The sequence below is a fragment of the Streptomyces toyocaensis genome, assembly GCF_000725125.1.
GTDB lineage: Bacteria > Actinomycetota > Actinomycetes > Streptomycetales > Streptomycetaceae > Streptomyces > Streptomyces toyocaensis.
This window is the reverse complement of record NZ_JFCB01000014.1, coordinates 53,155-68,965: the sequence shown is the minus strand read 5'-3', so window position 1 is coordinate 68,965 and position 15,811 is coordinate 53,155. Positions and strand designations below refer to the sequence as shown.

The following is a 15,811-nucleotide window of genomic DNA, read 5'->3' as shown; positions in this document are numbered from 1 at the left end:
GGTCGGACAGGACGGGAACGGATGCGCGGTGTCGCGGACCGGGAGGCTCGCCCATGGGGGGACGCACACAACCTTTCATGGAGGGCCGGGTGGCCATCCGAGGGTAAAAGATGGGCAAAGAATGGCCGTCGGGTCGTGGATCAGCCGGTGAGGGGCTTCACCCAGCGCCGCCAGCGTTCCTCCGGCGCATACCCCGCGGCGCCCCACGCATGATGCGCGGTTTCGTTGCGCTGGAGCACCATCGCGTCCGCCCGGCGCCCGCCGAGACGCAGAAACCTCTCCTCCGCGGCGCTCAGCAGCGCGGAGGCGACGCCCCGACGACGGCGGTCCGGGTGCACCGCCAGCCGGTAGAGGTGGCACCGCCAGCCGTCGAAGCCCGCGATCACCGTGCCGGCCAGTCCACCGTCGGTCTCGGCGAGAAGCAGTGCCCCGGGATCACGGGCGACCAGCCGTTCCACCCCGGCCCGGTCGTCGCTGATGCTCGTGCCCTCGGCGGCCACCTTCCAGAACGCCAGCACGTCGTCGAGATCCTGGGGCCCGGCGGCCCGTATCCGCAGCTCACTCATGCGCCGATTCTCGCCACCCAGTGGTGCGGCCGGCGCGGAATTCCATGATCCGGACCGGCCGCCGCGCGGCTCACTCGTGGGCGATCGCCTCCAGCACGTTCATCCGCGACGCGCGCAGCGCCGGCAGCAGAGCCGCCGCGATGCCCACCACGGCCGCCCCGATCACCACCGCGGCGACGGTGCCCCACGGGATCGCGAGGGCGGTCATGCCCTGGAGAGCCAGCACCTGCTGGATGCACAGCCCCCACACCAGCCCCAGGCCGAGGCCCAGAATCGCGCCGAACACCGCGATCACCACCGACTCCAGCCGGATCATCCGCCGCAGCTGCCGCCGGGACAGGCCGATCGCCCGCAGCAGACCGATCTCACGGGTGCGCTCCACCACCGACAGCGCCAGGGTGTTGACCACGCCCAGCACCGCGATGATGATCGCCAGCCCCAGCAGGGCGTAGACGAGGTACAGCAGGACGGCGATCTGGTCGTGCACCAGTTCCTTGTAGTCGGCCTGGTCGCGGGCCTGCACCTGGGGGTACGGGTCGAGCGCCGTGTCCAGCCGCTCCCGCAGGTCGTCCACGCTCGTCCCGTCGGCCGCGTTGACGTACAGCGCGGAGTCCTGCCCGTCCGGCACGTACTCCTCGACCGTCGCGATGCCGAAGACCAGCCCGCCCCGCGTCCCGAAGCCCTCGCCGCCCTCGAGGTCGGTGAGGGCGGCCACCGTCAGCTCGGTGCTCCTGCCGCCGGGGAACTCGACCGGGACCGTGCCGCCCATGCGGACGCCGTGCTCCGCCGCGAAGCCCGCGTCCATGGAGATGTTGCCGTCCGCCAGGGCGGCCGCCGTGTCGCCGGCGGCGTACCTCACGCGCGCGACGTCGTCGACCCGGTCGTCGTACCCGGCCGCGGTGGTCTCGACCCGTTCGCCGTCCGGCAGCCGCACCGCCACCGGCGCGAACCGCTGCCGTACGACCAGCCCCACGCCGTCCGTGTCCCGCACCCGGTCGGTGACCTCCTGGGAGAACGGCAGGAAGTTGGCGTTCTGGATCACGAAGTCCGCGCCCAGCGTCCTGTCGATCTGCTCGTCGAAGGACCGGGACATCGACGCGCTGGCCACCGACATCCCGCCGACCAGAGCGAGCCCCACCATCAGCGCGGCGGCCGTGGCGCCGGTACGGCGCGGATTGCGCAGGGCGTTGCGCTGGCTCATCCGGCCGACCGAGCCGAACAGCGCGGGGAAGGCCGAGCCCAGCACCCGGATCACCGGCCGCACCAGCAGCGGACCCGCGACGACGGTCGCGATCAGCGTGAGGACGACCCCGAGCCCCAGCAGCGAGGCGGCGGAGGCGGTCTCGCCGGAGAGCACGCAGCCCACCAGCGCGGCCGCGCCGAGCGCGCCCACCACGGAACCCGTCACCGCGCGGGCCCGCAGCGGCCGCCCCGTACCGGCGACGTCCGCGTCGGCCAGCGCGGCCATCGGTGACACGCCCGCCGCGCGGCGGGCCGGGAGGTACGCGGCGACGAAGGTGACGCCCACGCCGACGGCGTACGCCGTGACGGGCGTGACCCAGCCGACGACCATCTCCGTGGTCCTCAGATTCATGCCGAACGCGCTCATCAGCCGGATCAGACCGAAGGCGAGCCCGATACCGGCGGCCAGGCCCAGCGTCGAACCGACCACACCGAGCAGCACCGCCTCGGTGAGCACCGACCGGCGCACCTGCCTGCGGTCGGCGCCGAGCGCACGGAGCAGGCCGAGTTCGCGGGTGCGCTGGGCGATCAGCATCGAGAAGGTGTTGACGATCAGGAAGACGCCGACGAGCACGGCGATCCCGGCGAAGCCGAGCATCACGTACTTGATCACGTCGAGGAACCCGCCGAGCTCCTCGGTGGCCGTGGCCGCCGTCTCGTCGGCCGTCCGCACCTCGTAGGCACCGGCGCCGAGTTCCTCGGTGACGCGCCGCTTCAGCTGCTCGTCGGAGACGCCCGGACCGGCGGTGAGCGAGATGCCGGTCGCCCGGTCCGCGGAGCCGAGCAGCTCGGTGGCGGCGACCGCCGGGTCGAGGTAGACCAGTGCCGCGCCCGGGTTGGTGGTGGTGAACGTGGCGATGCCGACGACCTCCACCCGGAAGGTGCCGGGCCGGGCCTGCACCGACAGCGTGTCGCCGATCTCCACGCCCCTGCTGTCGGCGGTGTCCGCGTCCAGGACGGCCTCGCCCGCTCCGCGGGGGGCGCTGCCGGAGGTCAGTTCGACGACGCTGCGCTCGGTGACATGCCAGTCCACCGCCAGGGTGGGCGCGCCGGTGGTCGGCCCCACCGACTCGTTCCCGCTGTCGACGACCGTGACGTTGTCGACCTCGACGTCCGGGTGCGCCGCCTCGACGCCCTCGACCCCCGCCAGCCGCTCGGCGAGCGAGGCCGGGACGGTCCGGACGGCTCCCGTCGGCACCGACGACTCCAGGTCCTCCCGGGGCGCCACGGTGACGTCGGCGGACGAGGAGGCGAACAGCCGGTCGAAGGTGCGGGAGACGGTGTCGGAGAAGATCAGACTGCCGGCCACGAACGCCACCGACAGCACGACGGCCAGCGCGGACAGCAGCAGCCGGCCCTTGTGGGCGAGGAAGCTCCTCAGGGTCGCCTTCAGCACGTCTCAGTCCTCGCCGGACATCGCCGGATCCGCCGGGACGTTCCCGCCGTCGTCCGACGGGGCGCGGATCACGTCGAAGCGCTTCATCCGCTCCAGCACCGACTCCGCCGTGGGCTGCCGCATCTCGTCCACGATCCTGCCGTCCGCCAGGAAGAGCACCAGGTCGGAGTGGGCGGCGGCGCCCGGGTCGTGGGTGACCATGACCACGGTCTGCCCGAGCGTGTCCACGGCCTCGCGCAGGAAGCCGAGCACCTCCAGACCCGCGCGGGAGTCGAGGTTGCCGGTCGGCTCGTCCGCGAAGATGAGCTCCGGCCGGGAGGCCAGCGCCCGCGCGCAGGCCACCCGTTGCTGCTGCCCGCCGGACAGCTGAGCGGGCCGGTGCCCCAGCCGGTCCCGAAGGCCCAGCGTGTCGATGACCCGGTCCAGCCACTTCTCGTCGGGTTTCCGGCCCGCGATGTCCATGGGCAGGGTGATGTTCTCCCGCGCGTTCAGCGTCGGGATGAGATTGAACGACTGGAACATGAACCCGATCCGGTCCCGGCGCAGCCGGGTCAGTTCACGGTCCTTCAGGCCTGTGATCTCGGTGTCTCCGAGCCACACCTGTCCTGCGGACACGCTGTCGAGCCCCGCCAGGCAGTGCATCATCGTGGACTTCCCGGATCCCGACGGCCCCATGACCGCCGTGAACCCTCCCCGCACGATGTCCACGTCCACCGAGTCCAGGGCGAGCACCGTCGTCTCGCCCGAGCCGTACGCCTTGGTCAGGCCGCGGGCGCGGGCCGCGATCCCGTCGGCCGACGCGAGGCCGGGGGCGTGCTCCGCAGCAGGTGTGGACAAGGCCGCCTCCTCCGCATGGACATCCGGTCGTGCCCGTCGCGCAAGGGTAGTGCGATCCGGTCCACAGCCGGTATCCCCCGGGGGTGCGGGGCCGTCTCCACCCCAGGTCCGGTCACCGATGCGGATGTAAGGGGCACACTCCTCGTCCGGCACGCCTGGACGACATCGCGGCCGGGCCGACTGAGCGGGCGTCAGCCGCCGGTGGTCACCGCGTCGTCCACCGGCCGCCACGCGGTCCCGATGACGCAGTACGACGGGGGGAGTGCCGGTCCCTTCTCCGGCATCATCACGCGCCGGTAGGGGCCGAGGTCGAAGCCCGCCTCCCGCAGCGCGCCGACCGGGTCCCGCGCCACGTGGCAGCCACCGGCCAGCGGCGGCCACACGGTGCGGTCCAGCGCCCGCTGGGTGAGCCGCATGACGCGGCCTCCGCCCCGGCCGTGCTCGAAGAACCGCACCTCTCCGCCCGGCCGCAGCACACGCCTGACCTCCGTCAGGGCCCGGGGCACGTCCCGGACACTGCACAGCACCAGGGACAGCACCACCGCGTCGAAGGCCTCGCTCTTGACCGGCAGCGCCTCCGCCACCCCCGGCGCGACGTCCACCGGCACCTGGGAACGCAGCGCGGCCTCCACGGCCAGCGCCCGCAGCGCCCGCTCCGGCTCGATGGCGACGACCTCGGAGACGGCGCCCGGGTAGTGCGCGAAGTTCAGGCCGTTGCCCGCGCCGACCTCGATCACCCGGCCGGACAGCCCGCGGAGCAGCGTGTCCCGCACCGTCGCCATCCCCGCCCGGGTCTCGGCGGCGACACTGGCCCGGGCGTAGTAGCGGGCGAACACGGGGTGGTGCACGGGATCCCGCGGCACCTTCGTGGAGCGGGCGGACCACAGCTGCATGACGACCTCCCCCGGGACGGGCCTACGGGGATTCTCCCCCGGACGGGCCGCCCGCACCCCCACCGCCGTCAAGGAGACTCGCGCACCCGGAACGCCTCCGCGTCCCAGACCCCCTCCAGGCGGGGAGCCAGCCACCGGGGTGCCGACGTCCGGAAAGCGGCGGGGTCGAGAGCACCCGCTCCGGCCTGCACGGCGCCCAGCAGCGGGGCCCCGGTCACGTCCGGCAGGTCCAGCAGGTTGCAGCGCGCCGCCAGGTCGGGCTCGCCGGGCCAGCTGCCGATCACGACGCCTGCCAGGTCCAGCCCCCGCCCGCGCAGTTCCCGCGCCGTCAGCTCGGTCGCGTTCAGGGTGCCGAGCCCGGCCGGCGCCACCACCAGCACCGGCGCGGTGAGCAGCGCCGCCGCGTCCGCCAGTGTACCGCCGGCCGCGTCGAACCGGACGAGCAACCCGCCCGCGCCCTCCACCAGCACCAGATCGTGGTCGGTGGCGAGCTTGGCCGCCCGCTCCGCGACCTCGTGCGGATGCACCGGCGGCCGGCCGGCCCGGCGGGCCGCCGTGGCGGGAGCCAGCGGATCGGGATAACGGGCGAGTTCGGCCGTCGTCACCGCGCCCGCGAGCCGTGCGACCTCCTGCGCGTCCCCGGGTTCGTCCGGCCGTACCCCCGTCTGCGCCGCCTTCAGCACGGCCACCGACCGGCCGGCGGCCAGCGCCGTCGCGGCGACCGCGGCCGTCACCACCGTCTTGCCGACCTCGGTGCCCGTGCCCGTGATCACCAGTACAGGCATGTCATCCCTCCTCGGCCGCCGCGCACACCGCACGGGTGATGCGCGCCACGTCCGCGTCACCCGTGACATACGGCGGCATGGTGTAGATCAGGTCGCGGAACGGCCGCAGCCACACCCCCTCGCGCACCGCCGCCCGGGTGGCCGCCTCCACGTCGACGGCGTGACCGAGCTGCACGACCCCGATGGCGCCGAGCACCCGCACGTCCCTGACACCGGGCAGCCCGGCCGCCGGGGCCAGTCCCTCCCGCAGGCCCGTCTCGATCCGCTTGACCTCCGCGAGCCAGTCCTGCCCGAGCAGCAGCCCGAGGGAGGCGCAGGCCACGGCCGCCGCCAGCGGATTGGCCATGAACGTCGGACCGTGCGCCAGCACGGGTACCTCACCGCGGGAGATGCCCTCGGCCACCCGCGCGGTGCACAGCGTCGCCGCCATTGTCAGATAACCGCCGGTCAGGGCCTTGCCCACGCACATGACATCCGGCGTGACCGCCGCGTGCCCCGCCGCGAACAACGCGCCCGTGCGGCCGAACCCCGTCGCGATCTCGTCGAACACCAGCAGCACGTCGTGCGCGTCGCACGCCTCGCGCAGCACCCGCAGGTACGCGGGGGAGTGGAACCGCATCCCGCCCGCCCCCTGCACCACCGGCTCCACGATCACCGCGGCGAGTTCTCCCGCGTGCCGTTCGACCGTCTCCCGCAGATGGTCCGCGTAGGACTCCTCGTACCCCTCGGGCGGCGCCTCGGCGAACACCTGGCGCGGCAGCACCCCGGACCACAGCTCGTGCATCCCGCCCTCGGGGTCGCACACCGACATCGGCTGCCACGTGTCACCGTGGTAACCGCCCCGCCAGGTCAGCAGCCGCCGCTTCTCCGGCCGGCCCAGCGAACGCCAGTACTGCAGGCACATCTTCACCGCGACCTCGACCGACACCGACCCGGAGTCGGCGAGGAACACGTGCTCGAGACCGTCCGGCGACATGTCGACAAGCAGCTTCGCCAGCCGCACGGCGGGCTCGTGGGTGAGCCCGCCGAACATCACATGGCTCATCCGCCCGAGCTGGTCGCGCGCGGCCTCGTTGAGCACCGGGTGGTTGTAGCCGTGGATCGCCGACCACCAGGACGACATCCCGTCGACCAGTTCCCCCGAGCCGTCGGCGAGCCGCAGCCGTACCCCGCTCGCCGACTCCACGACGAGCGGTTCCTGACGGCCCGGCATGGGCCCGTACGGGTGCCAGACGTGCCGCCGGTCCAGTTCCAGCAGTTCGGCGACGGACCGCTCAGGCATTGGGCGCGAGGTCCGTTCCGGCGCCCCGGCGGCGCACGGCGACCAGATCCGGGCGCGGCTCATCGGCCGCGCTCCCGCAGGAACCCGCGGCCGCCGGACCGCACGCCCCGCCGCCCTCGTGGGACCCGCAGCCGCCACCCACGCGGTGTTCGGGCAACGTCACCCGGTCGGTGCCCTCCACCTCGAACCCGGCGTCCGCGATCATCTCCAGGTCCGCCCTGCCGGCCTGGCCCTCGCTGGTCAGGTAGTCGCCGAGGAAGATCGAGTTGGCGAGGTGCAGCGCGAGCGGCTGCATCGTGCGCAGATGGACCTCACGGCCGCCGGCGATCCGCACCTCGACGTCCGGGCAGACGAACCGCACCATCGCCAGGATGCGCAGACACCGCTGCGGGGTCAGGTTCCACTCCTTCGCGAGCGGCGTCCCCTCGAACGGGATCAGGAAGTTGACCGGGACCGAGTCCGGGTCCAGCTCGCGCAGCGCGAAGACCACGTCGACCAGGTCCTCGTCGGACTCGCCCATGCCGGCGATCAGCCCCGAGCAGGCGGACAGGCCGGCCGCGTGTGCCTTGTGCACCGTGTCCACCCGGTCGGCGTACGTGTGCGTGGTCGTGATGTCCCCGTACGTCGACTCGGAGGTGTTGAGGTTGTGGTTGTAGGCGTCCGCTCCCGCCTCGCGCAGCCGTTCGGCCTGGCCGTCGGAGAGCAGGCCCAGACAGGCGCACACCTCGACGCCCTCGTTCTGTTCCTTGATCGCCTTGATGGTGTCGGAGACCCGGTCCACGTCACGGTCGGTCGGGCCCCGGCCGCTGGCCACCAGGCACACCCGCTTGGCACCGCCCGCGAGACCGGCGGCGGCGGCCTGTGACGCCTCGTCCGGCTTGAGCCAGGTGTACTTCAGGATGTCGGCCCTGGAGCCGAGCCGCTGGGAGCAGTACGAGCAGTCCTCGGGGCACAGGCCGGACTTGAGGTTGACGAGATAGTTCAGTTTCACCCGGCGGCCGAACCAGTGCCGGCGCACCCTTCCGGCCGCCGCCACCACATCGAGCAGGTCGTCGTCGGACGTCGCGAGGACGGCCAGCGCTTCCGCGCGGGTCGGCGTCTCGCGCCGAAGCCCCTTGTCCACCAGCGTGTTCAGCAGGTCCATGAGAGCCGATCCTGTCGTATCCGACCCACTCGGGCCAAGGAGAGTTCGTACAACAGAGGCGCTCGGAGGTGTGGGTATCACCACACAGTGGTCCGCCCGGCCTCCCGCTAGTGTCTGTGCACTGCCTACAAAACGACCGGAGGACCCATGGCGTTCGGCTGGATCGACGAGCAGGCGGAACTGCGCCGCCGGGCCGGACTGGTCCGCATCCTGCGCCCCCGGGCCGCCGGCACGCCGCTGCTCGATCTGGCGAGCAACGACTACCTGGGGCTGGCCCGCCACCCCGAGGTCACCGAGGGGGCCGCGCGGGCCGCGCGGACCTGGGGCGGCGGCGCGACCGGCTCCCGGCTCGTCACCGGCACCACCGAACTCCACACCGAACTGGAACGTGAGCTGGCCGGATTCTGCGGCTTCGAGGCGGCCCTGGTCTTCTCCTCCGGCTATGCGGCCAACCTCGCCGCCGTCACCGCGCTGGCCCCGCACGGCTCCCTGATCGTCTCCGACGCGGGCAACCACGCCTCCCTGATCGACGGCTGCCGGCTGGCCCGCGGGACGACCCAGGTCGTGGCGCACTCCGACCCCGACGCGGTGCGCCAGGCGCTCGTCGGGCACGACGGACCCGCGGTGGCCGTCTCCGACACGGTCTTCTCGGTGGACGGGGACGCCGCCCCGCTCACGGGACTGGCCGAGGCGTGCCGCGAGCACGGCGCGGGTCTGGTGCTGGACGACGCGCACGGGCTCGGCGTACTGGGCGACGGCGGCCGCGGGGCCCCGCACGCGGCGGGCGTCGCGGGCGCCGAGGACGTCGTGGTGACGGTGACGCTGTCCAAGTCGCTCGGCAGCCAGGGCGGAGCGGTGCTCGGACCGGCCCGGGTGATCGAGCATCTGGTCAACGCGGCACGGACGTTCATCTTCGACACGGGTCTCGCTCCGGCGGCGGCGGGTGCGGCACTGGCGGCCCTCCGGCTGCTGCGCCGGGAGCCCGCCCGTGCGGCACGGGCGGGCGCGGTGGCGCGTGAGCTGTACGACCGGCTGACGGCCGCGGGTCTGGAGGCGGTGCCCCCGGACGCCGCGGTCGTCTCCGTACGCGCCCCCTCCCCGGAGCAGGCCGTGCGATGGGCGGCCGACTGCCGGGCGGCCGGCCTGTCCGTGGGCTGTTTCCGTCCTCCTTCCGTGCCCGACGGCATCTCACGGCTCAGACTGACCGCCCGCACGGACCTGTCCGGGGCAGAGATCGAACGCGCTGTACGGGTGATCGGCGAAACGCGGCCATGAGTCGGCGGGGCACGGCCGTGCGTCGCACGAACGGTTGACCGGTGGGACCGGTGAACGGGGGCCGGGTCAGCCGACGGCGGCCGTGAACTCCGCCCAGCTCGCTGGGGAGAAGAGCAGCGCCGGTCCGTCCGGGGTCTTGGAGTCGCGCACGGCGAGGAGCCCGGCCAGGGGGCCTGTGGCCGGCCGGGCCGTCTCGACGCAGTTGTTGGCGCCCGTGCTGTAGCTGCTGCGCAGCCAGCGCACGTCGCCCAGATCAAGGCTGGAAGGGATGGTCCGAGGCGGTGCGGGCATCGTGCCTCCTTACGCGCCGGCTGCTGCGCCGGCGATGAAATCCAACGAGTCCTCGGGTGAAAGGGCGTGGACCGAAAGGGCGTTGAAGGCCTCCACATAGGCCCGGAGGTCTTCTTTCCGCTCCAGATGGTGGCTACTCGTCAAGTGGTCGAGAACAACCACGTCGAGATCAGAAGTGCGCGAAAATGAAAAAATGACGAAAGGGCCGGTGACGCCGATGTGCGCCCCGGCGGAGAACGGCAGGACCTGCAACCGTACGTGCGGCAGCCGGGCCGCCTCGACCAGCCGGCCGAGCTGGCGGCTCATCACCCCCGGACCGCCGACCTCCCGGCGCAGCACCGCCTCGTCCAGGACCGCGCTGAGCTCCAGAGGAGGCTCGGTCCGCAGCACGTCCTGGCGGGCCAGCCGCACCTCCACCAGGGCGTCCAGCCGCTCCGCCGAAGTGCCCTCAAGGGCCGCCTCGGTCACCGCCCGCGCGTACTCCGGCGTCTGCAGCAGCCCCGGGATCACCGTGGTCTCCAGGGTGCGCATCGCGCTCGCCTGCGACTCCAGGCTGATGAAGTCCCGGTAGGTGGGCGGCAGGACACCGCGGTAGGCGTGCCACCAGTGGTGCCGGCCACCGTCGTCACTGCTGCCCGACAGCACCAGCAGCAACTCCCGCAACTGCCGGTCGGCCACCCCGTAGACGTCGAGCAGCAGGCGCACATCGGCCGGTTTCACCCCGCTCGTGCCCGTCTCGATCCGGCTCACCTTCGACTGGTGCCAGCCCGCCAGCCGGGCCGCCTCACCGCTGGTGAGTCCCGCCGAGGTGCGCAGCGCGCGCAATTCGGCGCCCAGTTTCCGGCGGCGCACCGCGGGGCCGTGCTGCATGGGCTTCTCCTTACTCCTTCCGAGCCGCCCGTATACGGTCTCCCGTCGCAGAGTTCACCGCATTGAGCGACAGATATATGCATATCCTGGTGGATCGCCGCTCTGTGCCGTGCGGTGATGGCAGTCTGGCGGCGAAGCACCAGTGCGGGACCGTACTCGAACCAACCGCTCCGTGTCGGACTGCGGTCCCGTGGGAAAGGGACGACTCGCCATGGCAGACCACCTGGAAGCATCCATCACTCTGCCGAGCGATCCCGCCTCGGTCTCCGCCGCACGGGCCCACGTGGTGGGCACGCTGGTGGAATGGGGCATGCCGGCGGGGACGGAGCTGTCCGACACCGTGCGGCTGATCGTCTCCGAACTCGCCACGAACGCCGTGCAGCACACGTTCGGGCAGTCACCCACGTTCACGGTGGACGTCGCCCTGGTCCGCGACGAACGGGTGTACATCGGGGTGACGGACAGTCACCCCCGTCTCCCCAAGCGGCTGCCCGCCGCCGTCCAGCAGGACAACGGACGCGGGCTCGTCATCATCCGATGGCTGATGGCGGAGTGCGGGGGAGGGCTCAGGATCCGCTCCACGCGTGAGGGCGGCAAGACCGTCTCGGTCCACCTCCCCTGGACCTGGACCGCCCAGGCCGGCGAAGCGGTCACGGCGGCGGGACAGCAGGAACCGTAGGGACCACGCGTGGTCGAGCAGGTGGGGGCGGCGGTACTCGCCGGGTGCCGCCGCCCCGCCTGCTCACCCGACCCGGCCGTACGAGACGCTCCGGGTCCAGATCTTCTGCAGACGCACCACGTCTCCGGTCTTGGGGGCGTGCCAGATCTTGCCCTTACCGGCGTAGATGCCGACGTGGTAGACGTAGCCGCCCGAGTGGAAGAACACCAGGTCTCCGGCCCTGCGGCTGCCCGCGGAGATGTGACGCGTCTTGTTGTACTGCTGGGCGGCGGTGCGCGGCAGCTTCTTGCCCGCCTTCTTGAACGAGTAGAGCGTCAGACCCGAGCAGTCGAAACGGTGCGGTCCGATGGCGCCCCACTGGTACGGCGCGCCCTCCTTGGAGGCGGCGACGCGCAGTGCCTTGGTGGCGGAGCTCGCGGCGGCCGCCTCCGAGGCGGTGCCGGGGACCACGACGGAGGCGCCCACGGCGGCCAGGGTGAGGGCCGAGGCCGTACCGGCGCGGGCCATGAGAGACGGGACACGATTGAGCGCAGTCATGCGCAACCCTTCGTCAGCCGCCTGTGAAGGATGACCTGTCGGATTCGGGCTGGCGAAGTTGCCCGGCCGCACGAGTGCGGCTTCACCCCAAGGGCTGCTCGGAACGGACGTTCCGGCGACCCGTCGTGCTTGGGTCCTCCACTCCTGCCGATCCACTCCTGTCGACCGGTCATCCGGGCGGCGGCAGGACTCGGCGTCCGCCCGGATCGCCCCGCCGCGGCGGCGGGGTCTTGTCGTCAGTCAGGGATCTTGGCTCATGACGCGATCGAAAACCCAACGGAACGTGGGGTTTGTGTTGTTACTCACCAATCACCCGTTCGGGTGGACACTGCCCTGTTCGATCCTCCGTCCAGGGCAGGGAGGAGCCCCGGACCAGCAGCGGAATGCGCCATTCCGCCCTCGGGGCGCGTGGGTTGTGCAACTCGAACCGCCCGAAAACAGGAGGTTCGTCTACGCCGGATGGGGGTACGCCGTTCGGGCCGTTTCAACCCCCGGCGTGGCGGCCCGCCGTCCGGTCCGTCGTCCGCGCGCGTGCCGGTGTCAACTCCCCGGCTCCGGAGGCAGCGTGACCCGCGCCGTGCGCCGCTCGCCGTCCAGCACCCGCAGCGCCCGGGCCAGGGTGGCGGAGTGCAGGTCGGTCTCGCCGCGGCGGTGCATCACGGTCAGCGCGTCACGCAGCGCGACGGCCTTGCCGACCAGGGCCTGGGCCGCGCGCAACCCGCCGTAGGTGTCGCCGGCCGCGGCCGGGTTGATCCGGCCGAGCAGGTCCACGACCTCCAGGTAACGGTCGATCAGCTCGGCCTCCGCGCGGGTCAGCGCGGGCAGGGGAGGCAGTTCCGGGGGAAGCATGCGTGGCTCACCTCGCGCCGGTGGCCGGGTGCACGGCCCTGCGGTGGGGCACGATGCGGTCCGCCAGGCCGTGGTCCACCGCACCCTGCGCGTCGAGGACCGTGTCCCGCTCGACGTCGGCCCGGACCTGCGCCGCGGTGCGACCCGTGTACCGGACGAGCATCTCCTCCATCCGGGCCCGGATCCGGGACAACTCCTGCGACTGGATGGTCAGATCGCTCGTCTGCCCCTCGACCGGCTTCGGGAGGGCGGGCTGGCGGAGCACCACGCGGGAGCCGGGCAGCACGAACCGCTTGCCCGGGGTGCCGGCGGCCAGCAGCAGCGCGGCGGCTCCCTCCGCCCGGCCCAGGCAGATCGTCTCCACGTCGCAGGTGACGAAGCGCAGCGTGTCGTGGATCGCCGACATGGCGGGGAAGGAGCCGCCGGGGGAGTTGACGTAGAGCGAGATGTCCCGGTCGGGGGCGTGGTGCTCGAGGTACATGAACTGGGCCATCACGTCGTTCGCGGACGTCTCGTCGATCTGCGTCCCGAGGATGACGATCCGCTCCTGGAGCAGCTTCGCGTAGGGGTCCGTCGTCCGTTGGCCGGATGTCGTGCGTTCGGTGAACTCGGGCAGGACGTAGCGGGCGGACGGTCGGGTCATGAGAGCCCCTCCTGTCTGGTGGCGTCTGTAAAAAATGTACAGGACGTACATCACGTTATGATGGACCCATGGCCTACGAGATTCCGGTGACCCAAGCGAGGGCCGAGCTGGCCGATCTGATCAACCGTGTGGTGTACGGCGGCGAACGGGTCGTCGTCACCCGGCACGGCAAGCCCCTGGTCGCTCTCGTGTCCGCCGATGACCTGCGACGACTCGAGGAGCTCCAGCAGCAGGAGGAGGAGTCCGCGGGGGAGCGGGTGATCAGCACGGTGGCCGGCGTGCGCGAGGTCGCGTCCGCTCCCCGCGAACACCGGCGGTTCGGCATCGCCGCCGAGCACCGGGGGCCGGCCACCTCGTAGGCGTGGCGGGGCGTACCGCGCGGTCGACGTCCCGGAACGCCGCCCGGCCGCCCTCCGGGTCCCCGTGGCCGGGACCTGTCCCGGGGGCCCGGGCCCCTCGCCCGCCCCGTGCCCACGGGTGGACCCCGGACGGCTCACCTCCCGTCCGACCCTGCGGATCGCGGGTCGAACCGTCCTCGACCAGCGGTTGGCCCGCGGCCCTGGGGCGCCCGGTGGCCGGGACGCCCCTGCCGTGCCGGGCGGACCACGAGCCGTCTCAACGCGTCATGGTGTGGCCCTGGTTCGAGGACCAGCCCGTCCCCGCGGCAGCGCCGGGAGGAGGTGCCGCCGTCCTGACCCTCCCGGGCCCCGCCGCGCCGGTGCCCGCCGTGCGCTGCGGCTGTGCCGCCTCCTCGGCGGGGCATCGGCCTTCTTCGGCCCGGTGTCCGATTGATGGAACCCGCTTATCCGGTTATCGGATTGGCAAAGAAGGGGCATCGCCCCTGTTCCCGGGAACCCCCGAGCGGCGAGGATCCCCCGTATCCATCACAACGAGGAACGGGGAGGCACCACTTGACGGACAGCGGACCGAAGAGGCGGGCCAAGGCGCTCGGTTCGGCCGGCGTGCTCGTCGCGGCCACACTCGTCGCCGGCGCCGTCGCGGCACCCACGGCGAACGCCACGGCGCCCACGGCGACTGCGTACCACGGCAAGGACCGAGAGGCCAGGGGCGTGGCCGTCGCCGCTGCCCGGGCCGCCGAGCGCGGCATCGACTGGCAGGACTGCCCCGCCGACTGGAACCTGGCCAAGCCCATCCAGTGCGGCTGGGTCTCGGTGCCCCTGGACTACGCCAAGCCGTACGGCAAGCAGATCAAGCTCGCCGTCGACCGCATAGGCAACACCGGTACCCCGGGCGAGCGACAGGGCGCGCTGCTGTACAACCCCGGCGGCCCCGGCGGCTCGGGCCTGCGCTTCCCCGCCCGGGTCACCGGAAAGAACCCCGTCTGGGCCAACACGGCCAAGGCGTACGACTTCGTGGGCTTCGACCCGCGCGGCGTGGGCAAGTCGGCGCCCATCTCGTGCGCCGACCCGCAGGAGTTCGTCAAGGCGCCGAAGATGGACCCGGTGCCCCGCGACGAGGCCGACAAGCTGGCTCAGCGCAAGCTCGCCCGTGAGTACGCCGAGGGCTGCTACGAGCGCAGCGGCGAGATGTTGCCGCACATGACCACGCCGAACACCGCGCGCGACCTCGACGTCATCCGCGCCGCCCTGGGCGAGAAGCAGCTCAACTTCCTCGGCGTCTCCTACGGCACCTACCTCGGCGCCGTCTACGCCACCCTCTTCCCGGGCCACGTGCGCCGCATGGTCGTCGACAGCGTCGTCAACCCCTCCCGCGAGAAGATCTGGTACCAGGCCAACCTGGACCAGGACGTCGCCTTCGAGGGCCGCTGGAAGGACTGGCAGGACTGGGTCGCCGAGAACGACGCCACCTTCCACCTCGGCACCACCCGCGACGCCGTCCAGGCTCAGTGGCTGAAGCTGCGCGCCACCGCCGCGAAGGACCCGATCGGCGGAGTCGTCGGACCAGCCGAGCTGATCGGCTTCTTCCAGAGCGCCCCGTACTACGACTCGGCGTGGATCCCCGTCGCGACCGTCTTCAGCAAGTACGTCGCCGGTGACACCCAGGCGCTCGTCGACGCCGCCGCCCCCGACCTCACCGACACCGCGGGCAACGCGGCCGCGGAGAACGGCAACGCCGTCTACACGGCCGTCGAGTGCACCGACGCCAAGTGGCCCACCAACTGGCGCACCTGGGACCGCGACAACACGCGGCTGCACAAGGACCACCCGTTCATGACCTGGGCCAACGCCTGGATGAACCTCCCCTGCGCCACCTGGCCGGTCAAGCAGCACACGCCCGTGGACGTCAAGTCCGGCAAGGACCTGCCCCCGGTGCTGATCGTCCAGGCCGAGCGCGACGCGGCCACCCCGTACACGGGCGCCGTCGAACTGCACCAGCGGCTCAGGGGCTCCCGCCTCGTCACCGAGCGGGACGCCGGGTCCCACGGGGTCACCGGTCTGGTCAACCCCTGCGTCAACGACCGGGTGGACGCCTACCTGCTCACCGGCGAGCTGGACCGGTCCGACGTGACCTGCGCACCGCACGCCACGCCGAAGCCGTAG

The 15,811-nt window shown here is 72.4% G+C and carries 16 protein-coding genes, 1 pseudogene and 1 riboswitch; of the genes and pseudogenes, 5 read left to right on the top strand and 12 right to left on the bottom strand.

From position 1 onward, the window contains the following. Nucleotides 1-140: 140 nt before the first annotated feature. From BU52_RS16915 to bioB, 7 genes are all read right to left on the bottom strand, one after another. Nucleotides 141-566, bottom strand: coding sequence for a GNAT family N-acetyltransferase (locus BU52_RS16915; protein ID WP_037934936.1), 426 nt, complete (start codon nucleotides 564-566; stop codon nucleotides 141-143). Between the two features lie 70 nt (nucleotides 567-636). Beyond that, entirely contained in the window at nucleotides 637-3,204 is a 2,568-nt protein-coding gene (locus BU52_RS16910) for an ABC transporter permease (protein ID WP_037934933.1), read from the bottom strand. A 3-nt stretch (nucleotides 3,205-3,207) separates the two neighbouring features. Continuing rightward, nucleotides 3,208-4,041, bottom strand: a complete 834-nt coding sequence (locus BU52_RS16905) for an ABC transporter ATP-binding protein (protein ID WP_037934931.1) — start codon at nucleotides 4,039-4,041, stop codon at nucleotides 3,208-3,210. Nucleotides 4,042-4,232: 191 nt separating this feature from the next. Then, on the bottom strand, nucleotides 4,233-4,934 hold the full coding sequence (locus tag BU52_RS16900; RefSeq protein WP_037934930.1) for a class I SAM-dependent methyltransferase: 702 nt from the start codon (nucleotides 4,932-4,934) through the stop codon (nucleotides 4,233-4,235). A 68-nt stretch (nucleotides 4,935-5,002) separates the two neighbouring features. Further along, nucleotides 5,003-5,719: a dethiobiotin synthase gene (gene bioD / locus BU52_RS16895; RefSeq protein WP_037934926.1), complete on the bottom strand. Its 717-nt coding sequence runs from the start codon at nucleotides 5,717-5,719 to the stop codon at nucleotides 5,003-5,005. 1 nt (nucleotide 5,720) lies between these two features. Beyond that, on the bottom strand, nucleotides 5,721-7,001 hold the full coding sequence (locus BU52_RS16890; RefSeq protein WP_037934924.1) for an adenosylmethionine--8-amino-7-oxononanoate transaminase: 1,281 nt from the start codon (nucleotides 6,999-7,001) through the stop codon (nucleotides 5,721-5,723). Next, a complete protein-coding gene (gene bioB, locus BU52_RS16885) occupies nucleotides 6,994-8,145 on the bottom strand; it encodes a biotin synthase BioB (protein WP_037934922.1) in 1,152 nt (383 codons plus the stop codon). Before bioB ends, BU52_RS16890 begins: the two co-directional genes overlap by 8 nt. Before the next feature lie 147 nt (nucleotides 8,146-8,292). Here bioB and BU52_RS16880 point away from each other — a divergent pair, with 147 nt between their 5' ends. Beyond that, nucleotides 8,293-9,420, top strand: coding sequence for an 8-amino-7-oxononanoate synthase (locus BU52_RS16880; protein ID WP_037934919.1), 1,128 nt, complete (start codon nucleotides 8,293-8,295; stop codon nucleotides 9,418-9,420). Nucleotides 9,421-9,486: 66 nt separating this feature from the next. Here the strand turns inward: BU52_RS16880 and BU52_RS16875 are convergent, their stop codons facing one another. Then, a complete protein-coding gene (locus tag BU52_RS16875; RefSeq protein ID WP_037934916.1) occupies nucleotides 9,487-9,711 on the bottom strand; it encodes a DUF397 domain-containing protein in 225 nt (74 codons plus the stop codon). A 9-nt stretch (nucleotides 9,712-9,720) separates the two neighbouring features. Beyond that, complete coding sequence (locus BU52_RS16870) at nucleotides 9,721-10,581, bottom strand: helix-turn-helix domain-containing protein (RefSeq protein ID WP_037934914.1); 861 nt, start codon at nucleotides 10,579-10,581, stop codon at nucleotides 9,721-9,723. Nucleotides 10,582-10,792: 211 nt separating this feature from the next. Between BU52_RS16870 and BU52_RS16865 the strand changes: the two genes are divergently transcribed. Then, complete coding sequence (locus tag BU52_RS16865) at nucleotides 10,793-11,260, top strand: ATP-binding protein (protein WP_037934909.1); 468 nt, start codon at nucleotides 10,793-10,795, stop codon at nucleotides 11,258-11,260. Nucleotides 11,261-11,323: 63 nt separating this feature from the next. Here BU52_RS16865 and BU52_RS16860 read toward each other — a convergent pair whose 3' ends face one another. The 3 genes from BU52_RS16860 to BU52_RS16850 form a co-directional block, all read right to left on the bottom strand. Further along, on the bottom strand, nucleotides 11,324-11,797 hold the full coding sequence (locus BU52_RS16860; protein ID WP_037934906.1) for a C40 family peptidase: 474 nt from the start codon (nucleotides 11,795-11,797) through the stop codon (nucleotides 11,324-11,326). A 3-nt stretch (nucleotides 11,798-11,800) separates the two neighbouring features. Continuing rightward, nucleotides 11,801-11,987, bottom strand: a riboswitch (cyclic di-AMP (ydaO/yuaA leader). 350 nt (nucleotides 11,988-12,337) lie between these two features. Further along, nucleotides 12,338-12,646: a hypothetical protein gene (locus BU52_RS16855; protein WP_037934902.1), complete on the bottom strand. Its 309-nt coding sequence runs from the start codon at nucleotides 12,644-12,646 to the stop codon at nucleotides 12,338-12,340. Nucleotides 12,647-12,653: 7 nt separating this feature from the next. After that, a complete protein-coding gene (locus BU52_RS16850) occupies nucleotides 12,654-13,289 on the bottom strand; it encodes an ATP-dependent Clp protease proteolytic subunit (protein ID WP_037934899.1) in 636 nt (211 codons plus the stop codon). A 68-nt stretch (nucleotides 13,290-13,357) separates the two neighbouring features. Here BU52_RS16850 and BU52_RS16845 point away from each other — a divergent pair, with 68 nt between their 5' ends. From BU52_RS16845 to BU52_RS16840, 3 genes and pseudogenes are all read left to right on the top strand, one after another. Continuing rightward, nucleotides 13,358-13,648, top strand: coding sequence for a type II toxin-antitoxin system Phd/YefM family antitoxin (locus BU52_RS16845; protein WP_037934897.1), 291 nt, complete (start codon nucleotides 13,358-13,360; stop codon nucleotides 13,646-13,648). A 121-nt stretch (nucleotides 13,649-13,769) separates the two neighbouring features. Next, nucleotides 13,770-14,019 (top strand): annotated as a pseudogene (locus BU52_RS36380) (urease accessory protein UreD); the annotation flags it as partial. Nucleotides 14,020-14,200: 181 nt separating this feature from the next. Beyond that, entirely contained in the window at nucleotides 14,201-15,811 is a 1,611-nt protein-coding gene (locus BU52_RS16840) for an alpha/beta hydrolase (protein WP_037934895.1), read from the top strand.

Coding starts and splice junctions, on each gene's coding strand:
- BU52_RS16845 (WP_037934897.1), top strand. CDS start 13,358: ATGGCCTACGAGATTCCGGTGACCCAAGCGAGGGCCGAGCTGGCCGAT.
- BU52_RS16880 (WP_037934919.1), top strand. CDS start 8,293: ATGGCGTTCGGCTGGATCGACGAGCAGGCGGAACTGCGCCGCCGGGCC.
- BU52_RS16860 (WP_037934906.1), bottom strand. CDS start 11,797: ATGACTGCGCTCAATCGTGTCCCGTCTCTCATGGCCCGCGCCGGTACG.
- bioD (WP_037934926.1), bottom strand. CDS start 5,719: ATGCCTGTACTGGTGATCACGGGCACGGGCACCGAGGTCGGCAAGACG.
- BU52_RS16915 (WP_037934936.1), bottom strand. CDS start 566: ATGAGTGAGCTGCGGATACGGGCCGCCGGGCCCCAGGATCTCGACGAC.
- BU52_RS16890 (WP_037934924.1), bottom strand. CDS start 7,001: ATGCCTGAGCGGTCCGTCGCCGAACTGCTGGAACTGGACCGGCGGCAC.
- BU52_RS16900 (WP_037934930.1), bottom strand. CDS start 4,934: ATGCAGCTGTGGTCCGCCCGCTCCACGAAGGTGCCGCGGGATCCCGTG.
- BU52_RS16875 (WP_037934916.1), bottom strand. CDS start 9,711: ATGCCCGCACCGCCTCGGACCATCCCTTCCAGCCTTGATCTGGGCGAC.
- BU52_RS16855 (WP_037934902.1), bottom strand. CDS start 12,646: ATGCTTCCCCCGGAACTGCCTCCCCTGCCCGCGCTGACCCGCGCGGAG.
- BU52_RS16870 (WP_037934914.1), bottom strand. CDS start 10,581: ATGCAGCACGGCCCCGCGGTGCGCCGCCGGAAACTGGGCGCCGAATTG.
- bioB (WP_037934922.1), bottom strand. CDS start 8,145: ATGGACCTGCTGAACACGCTGGTGGACAAGGGGCTTCGGCGCGAGACG.
- BU52_RS16850 (WP_037934899.1), bottom strand. CDS start 13,289: ATGACCCGACCGTCCGCCCGCTACGTCCTGCCCGAGTTCACCGAACGC.
- BU52_RS16865 (WP_037934909.1), top strand. CDS start 10,793: ATGGCAGACCACCTGGAAGCATCCATCACTCTGCCGAGCGATCCCGCC.